This window comes from Rhodopseudomonas sp. B29, assembly GCF_000333455.1.
Lineage (GTDB): Bacteria > Pseudomonadota > Alphaproteobacteria > Rhizobiales > Xanthobacteraceae > Rhodopseudomonas.
In genome coordinates this window covers 1-6285 of the sequence record NZ_BADD01000202.1, presented here as the reverse complement: position 1 = coordinate 6285, position 6285 = coordinate 1, and the positions used below count along the sequence as shown (strand labels likewise).

Annotated in this window: 7 protein-coding genes; all 7 read right to left on the bottom strand. The window is 64.5% G+C overall.

The features are described from left to right. A partial coding sequence (locus I5M_RS07230) for an NAD(P)-dependent oxidoreductase (RefSeq protein ID WP_022720788.1) occupies positions 1-1106 on the bottom strand: 1106 nt, incomplete at its 3' end. Beyond that, complete coding sequence (locus I5M_RS07225; RefSeq protein WP_022720787.1) at positions 1103-2152, bottom strand: Gfo/Idh/MocA family protein; 1050 nt, start codon at positions 2150-2152, stop codon at positions 1103-1105. The genes I5M_RS07225 and I5M_RS07230, both read right to left, overlap by 4 nt. Positions 2153-2228: 76 nt before the next feature. Next, positions 2229-2792, bottom strand: coding sequence for an NUDIX hydrolase (locus tag I5M_RS07220; protein WP_022720786.1), 564 nt, complete (start codon positions 2790-2792; stop codon positions 2229-2231). 13 nt (positions 2793-2805) lie between these two features. Further along, positions 2806-3555 (bottom strand): glycosyltransferase, encoded by a 750-nt coding sequence (locus tag I5M_RS07215; RefSeq protein WP_022720785.1) that lies wholly within the window; start codon positions 3553-3555, stop codon positions 2806-2808. An 87-nt stretch (positions 3556-3642) separates the two neighbouring features. After that, on the bottom strand, positions 3643-4881 hold the full coding sequence (locus I5M_RS07210; RefSeq protein ID WP_022720784.1) for a nucleotide sugar dehydrogenase: 1239 nt from the start codon (positions 4879-4881) through the stop codon (positions 3643-3645). Next, the gene (locus tag I5M_RS30870; protein ID WP_022720783.1) at positions 4878-5615 is read right to left on the bottom strand and encodes a class I SAM-dependent methyltransferase; all 738 of its coding nucleotides are present in this window, start codon (positions 5613-5615) and stop codon (positions 4878-4880) included. Before I5M_RS30870 ends, I5M_RS07210 begins: the two co-directional genes overlap by 4 nt. 156 nt (positions 5616-5771) lie before the next feature. Then, positions 5772-6285: hypothetical protein (locus I5M_RS32660; RefSeq protein ID WP_040771598.1), on the bottom strand; the 514-nt coding region annotated here is incomplete at its 5' end.

The following is a 6285-nucleotide window of genomic DNA, read 5'->3' as shown; positions in this document are numbered from 1 at the left end:
CGTTCGCGCGGGGAGTCGAGTTCGCTCTGCCGCGCCGAAATCTCCGCGATGGCGCGGTCGAGCGCGCTCGGGTCGAGCGGCGGCGAGGTGTGATAGACCTGAGCGGCGGCGCGCTCGACCCGTTCGGTCGAGGCCGGGGGCGGCTCGGGCGTCTGCATGAACATTGGGGCGGCCGGCTTCGGCTCGCTGATCCGCGCCAGTCGCGCATCGAGCCGCGAGATCGCGTCGTTGAGCTGCCGCGCCACGACCGGTTCGCCAGCCTTGGCGGCCGGTCGGGACAATTGCTCGATCTGGCGGGCAATGGAGTCGAGGGCGGCGACGCGGGTGGCGAGATCGGCGATGGTGATCTCTTCCAGCGTGCCGACATGATAGATGCCGAGATGCTCGCCTTTGTCGCGCATCACCAGCACGCCGGCGACGAGATCGTCGACATGGCAGAAGCTGCGGGTCTGCAGGCCGTTACCCTGCATTTCGAAAGGCAGCTTGCCGTCCGGATGCTTGGCGGCGACGTCCTTCACTCGCTTGGCGAATTGCGGAACGACGTGCTCCCAGCCCATGTCGGGACCGTAGACATTGTGCGGCCGGAAGATCAGCACGCGGTCGAAGAATTTGCGGCCGTAATTGATCGCCATCAGCTCGCTGATGATCTTGCCGCCGCCATAGGAGTAGCGCGGGTTGGTGGGATCGGGCACCAGCAGCGGCGCGGTCTCGTCGGTCGGGACCTGCGGCGGCGTCTGGTACACTTCCGAGCTCGAGGCCAGGATCAGCTTGCGCACGCCGGCGTCGCGGCAGGCGTCGATGACGTTGACCATCCCCTTGACGCCGACGTCGAGCACCAGCTCGGGGGCGCTATAGAAGTATTCGGTGCCGTTGACGAAGGCCAGGTGATGGACCTCCTCGACGCCGCGCACCGCCTTCGCCACCGCGTCGGCATCGCGGATATCACCGCCGATGAATTCGATGTCGCCGGCGACCTCTTCCAGCCGCCGCGGCGCGCCGCGGGAGTTGTCGTCCAGTACGCGCACGGAATGGCCGTCCCGGACCAGGGCCTTGACCAACGCGGAGCCGATGAAGCCGCTGCCGCCGGTGACCAGAATAGAACTCACGCGCTTATCTCCGTTGTCTGCCGCGCGACCTCTCGCCAGCGGCCATCGTCATTTGCACGGCGCGCGATATCGAGCAAGGTTTGAACGCGCAATCCCTCGGTAAAACCAGGTATCGGGGCGCCGTTTCCGGCAATCGCATCGAGAAACGAGGAAGCCAGCCGTGCTACCGGCGCGATACGACCGTCCTGCGGGAATTCACCGTCGAGTTCGTCCTCGACCGATATCCGAGCCAGGGCACCCGGCCGCTGGGCCAGGTTGAGCTCAAAACCGCGCATGTAGTCGGGCGTCTGGTTGATAAGCGTCAAAGTACCGTCCTCACCGTAGAATTCGAGGCGGTGACCGGAGCCCTGATAGGAGGCGCAGCTCACGGCGAGAACGCCCGAAGCGCCGGAGCCGAATTGCAGCTGGAAGGCCGCGTTAGTCTCTAGATCGACAGCATCGGGTAGTCCCGTCAGGCGTGCCGAGAGACCCGTGATCGGGCCGCAAAACCACTCCAGATAGTGGAAGCTGTGGCTGACGAAATTGCCCAGGATGCCTCCGCCGGTGCCGCCGAGCGACTTCCAGTTTCGGAGCCGCATCCGGGTCGCGTAGTTCTCGACGTTCCAGTTGACGCTGACATGGCGCAGCCGGCCGACGGCGCCCTGGTCGAGCAGCTGTTTGGTCCGGCGCATCGCCGCGATGGCGGAGAAGTTGAAATCGATCATCGCGGTGCGACCTAGCGCCGCAGCTGCCATGGCCTTCGCCCCGGCCAGATCGGCGGCCAGCGGCTTCTCGACGAAGACCGGCTTGCCGAGTTCGAGCGCGCGGATGGCGATCTCCGGCTGCAGGTGGGGCGGCGCCGCGATGGTCACCGCCTCGATGTCCGGATGCTCGACCAGTTCACGCCAGCTCCCGAACGACAGCGCGATCCCGGATTCGCGGGCGAGTTCGGCGGTGCGGACCGGATCGGTCCCCGCCAGCGCCACGACCTCGCAGCGGCGGTCGCGGCGGAATGCCGGCACGTGCACGAGGCGTCCGTAATTACAGCCGACGGTCCCGATGCGCATCAGCGGGCCTCCCGGCGCACCTGCCGCATCCGGCAGGTAGCATCGGAGCCTGCTCGGCTCGCGCGCGTCCGGCACGTCATCGCGGCGGCTGCCAGTCGAGGGTGATGAAGTGGCGCAGCTGCGCCAGCATCAAGGCGCCCAGGTGTAACTGCTGAGCGAACTCGCCAGTCATGATCAGGCCGACCAGCTGGTCCGGCGTCACCAGCTCGGTACGCACACCCGGCTCCGGCGCAAAATCCGGCTGCCGCTCGGCGGTCTCGACGAAGAAGGAATGGATACGATTGCTGAAGCGGCCGGTGCATGGCGCAGCCGTGCCGAGCGGATGCAAGGCACGCGTCGGGAATCCGGTCTCCTCCAGCAGCTCGCGGCGGCACGCCGTAGCCGCGTCCTCGCCCGCATCGACGAGTCCGGCGGGCAGTTCGAGGGTCCAGTCCTCCATTGCCGGGCGATATTGCCGGACCAGCGGCAGGCGCCCGTCGGGCGTCAGCGCCACGATGGCGATGTAATCCTGCTGAGCGACGGCGTGATAGACTTGCCCGGGTTCGCCCGGCGCGAACTCGACTTCCCGCGCGATGATGTCGATCCAAGGCGAAATCGCGATCGTGTGCCGGTGCTTGATCCGTGGCCACTGCTCGTCCATCCCGCGCGTCCTGTCAGGTCCGAGACGGCTTCAACGCCACGGTGAGCGGCGAACGGCGCAGATAGGTCGTCGCGAAGGCGTAGCGGTACCAACGCAGGTAGTGCGGCAGCCACTTCATCACGCGGAAACGGCTGGTGCCGTGCTCGCGCTCGTACCAGACCGCCGGCACCTCGCCGATCCGCCAGCCGAGACGATGCGCCTTCACCAGCAATTCGATGCTGTAACAGAAGCCCTGGTCGGACTCGACGACGATCTGGTCGATCACGCGGCGCGAGAACATGCGGAAGCCGCTGGTCGGATCCTTGGTCGGCAGCGCGGCAAAATGGTTGAGCGTGAAGGCGGCCGTGCGTACCAGCGTCGCCTTCAGCCACGGACAGCCTTCCATCTTGCCGCCCGGCAGAAACCGGCTGGCGCAGACGACGTCGCAGCCGTCGCGAACCAATGCGACCATGCGGTCGATGATACCGGCATTGAAATCGTCGTCGGCCGGATAGGCCACCACGATGGGAGCGGTGCTGGCGGCGAAACCGGCCATCACTGCGCCGTGGGCGCCGCGGCCCGGATTGCGGACGAACACCACCTCGAGGCCGCGGTAGGCATCGGGGTTGTTACGGATCGCCGGAAGAGTGTCGTCCTCCTCCATGTCGTAGCAGATCAGCACCCGCGTCGGCGTCTTCACCTCACGCGCCAGAGCGCCGAGCGCCGACAGGATGTTGGCGCCCTCGTTGAACACGGGAATGACGACGTCGAGCTGAGCGCTCATCGGATTTCGCTTCCACACCACCGCAATAAATAGTCGGACCGGCGACCGGCTCGCGCCGGTTCACCGGTCCCAGTAAGAAACGGCCGTTCAGCCCACCAGATTGGCGTTCTCCAGCAAGCCCCAGACGTCCACCACCGGCTTGCCACGCAGATCGATCGTCTTGTAGCTGCGGTGCGGCGTGCACAGGATCAGGATGTCGCTGCGCGCGATCACCTCGTCGACCGGCAGCAGGTCCGGATCGACCGTGACGAACGGGTCGGTGGTGAGCACCTCGCGAGCGAAGCCGTTCAGGACCTTCTTGAACTTGTAGCTCAGCGAGGCGCGGACGTCGTCGATCTCGGACTTGAACGCCATGCCGAGCAGGCCGACGGTCATCTTGTTGAGATCGTAGCGGCGGCGCAGATCGGAGACGATGTGGAGCGGCAGGCCCTCGTTCACCAGCATCGCGGCGTTGCCGAGCGAGAACTCGTTGCGGGCGAACGCGGTCAGCTGCATCGTGTCCTTCATCAGGCACGGCCCGGCCGCATAGCCCGGCTTCGGGATATTGCGCGCGCGCGGATAGTTGTACTTCATCGCCTGAAGGATGCGCTGGTAGTCGAGCCCCGCCGACTTGGCGATCAGGTAGAACTGATTTGTCACCGCGAATTCGACGTAGCGGTAGGCATTACCGAACAGCTTGGCGAACTCGGCTTCGATCGGCGACAGCGTGACGATCTCGGGGGCGATGTGGCGGAACAGCGCAGCCGCCTGCTCGGCGGCCTCCGGCGTCGTGCCGCTGATGATCTGCGGCATCTGCGCCAGCTCTTCGACCCCGTAGCCCTGCACGATGCGCTCGGGGCAGAACGCGACCGGCAGGCTGCGGTTCTTGCGCGACAGATGTTCATGGATCCAGTCGGTCGTCCCCGGATACAGAGTCGAACGCAGCACCAGGAGCTGATCGTCGTTCAGATGGGGCAGCAGTTGGTCGATGCACTTCTCGACGACGTGGCGTTCCGGATTGAGGAATTCATCCACCGGGGTCCCGATCGTCACCACGACGGGGCCCGATGGCGAGATGTCGCTCGGCTTGTTGGTGAAGATCAGCCGGTTGTCGCGCAACGCGTTGGTGAGCAGTTCCTCGGCGCCGTATTCGATGAACGGCAGGCGACCGGCCTTCAAGGCCGCGAGGCTGTCCGTGTTGAGGTCGTTGACGTTGACCGTCAGTCCTTTGGCGGCGAACGACAGCACCAACGGTATGCCGACGTGACCGGCGCCGCCGACGACCGTCAGGTCCGCGATCCGGCTGGTGCTCTCTCGGGTCTTCTCGGGCAGGTCGACAGTGGTCATGGCTTCTCACCATAGGTTAGCACAAAGGAACGCCACGGCTTCATGAAGCTAGGGCTGAAAATCATCCGGTCGATGGCATTGTAGGCCGGTAGCAGCCACCTCAGCTTCGACGACGCGAGGTAGCGGTATCGCATATCCGAAATGTAGTCGGTTTGCACTTTGAAGCCCGCCCGACGGAACACACCGGCGATCTCACTTGGTATCACGGGCCGTTCGTTCTCGGTCACGCCGACGGAGCTGTAAAACGGCGAAGAGCGGTCCCGATACAAGTACATGAACGGGTTCAAGCGGTTGGGATCGAAAGCCACGAAGGAGCCACCCGGCTTGAGGATCCGAAACACCTCCGCCGCGCAGGCGGTCGGATCGGGAAAGTGGTGAACCAGGCCGCTGAGCAGCACCCCGTCGAAGCTGCCGGATTCGAACGGCAGACTCTCGACGTCGCCTTCGAAGAATTCGACCGCCGGAAACTTGGAGCGCCCCAACGCCACGAGCTTGGGGCTGATATCGACTCCGACAGCTTCGTAGCCTAGCTTGTGCAGCAGATCGGTGAACACGCCGGAGCCGCAACCGAGATCGGCGACGCGTGCTCTGGGACGAAGCCCCGCCAGGGTCACGCAGGTGCTGATCAGGCGCAAACTACTTTCCGGCGTGAAAACGTCGTAAGCGTCGTCGGCCGCATGAGCGTCGAAGAACTCGATCTCTTTTCGCTTATCTTGAAGAGGGATGCTGCTCATTGGAAATAACCAAGCACTACTTTCGCCTCCTAAACAATGTTCTGCGTTGCGCGTGAGTACTGGAACACCCATCCCAGGGTCGCCTGCGACCTAACGGGTAATAAGCGGCGGAATGCGGGATGACGACGTCAACTCTATCACAACCAGCTCACAACCTCATTCCGCCGCCAGACGGGGCCGCACGACGGGCGCGACCGGACCCTCTTGCTCGAGCGCCTCGTACAGCTCCGAGCCCGTCAGGAAATCCCCTTCGTTCAGTACGTATTGCTCCGGCGTGAAGGCGTGCATCGAGTACTCGCGGTTCATCCTATCCCTGATGCGCCGCAGGAAGGGCACGCGATTGGCGAGCCGCTGCACGCCACACATGTAGAACGCGACCAGCTTCTCGTCGAAGCCGAGTTGCTTCTGCATCAGCTCGGATTCTTCGTCCTTGCCCCACCTGAACCGCGCCGATGCCAGTTTCTGGAACATCTGAATGCGGCGGTACCGCTTGAAGTCGACCTTGCTCATGTCGTAGCCGAGCGCCCGCGCGACATGCGCCATCGTCATCACATATTGCGAGTTGTAGCCCGGCCCCGGCAGCAGATGATGGCCGACCTCGCCGTAGAGGTCGTCCTGCATCAGCTTGTGGCCGAGAACCTTGAAACCCTCTTCGGTCTTCGGTGAACAG

Coding starts and splice junctions, on each gene's coding strand:
- I5M_RS07225 (WP_022720787.1), bottom strand. CDS start 2,152: ATGCGCATCGGGACCGTCGGCTGTAATTACGGACGCCTCGTGCACGTG.
- I5M_RS07220 (WP_022720786.1), bottom strand. CDS start 2,792: ATGGACGAGCAGTGGCCACGGATCAAGCACCGGCACACGATCGCGATT.
- I5M_RS07215 (WP_022720785.1), bottom strand. CDS start 3,555: ATGAGCGCTCAGCTCGACGTCGTCATTCCCGTGTTCAACGAGGGCGCC.
- I5M_RS30870 (WP_022720783.1), bottom strand. CDS start 5,615: ATGAGCAGCATCCCTCTTCAAGATAAGCGAAAAGAGATCGAGTTCTTC.
- I5M_RS07210 (WP_022720784.1), bottom strand. CDS start 4,881: ATGACCACTGTCGACCTGCCCGAGAAGACCCGAGAGAGCACCAGCCGG.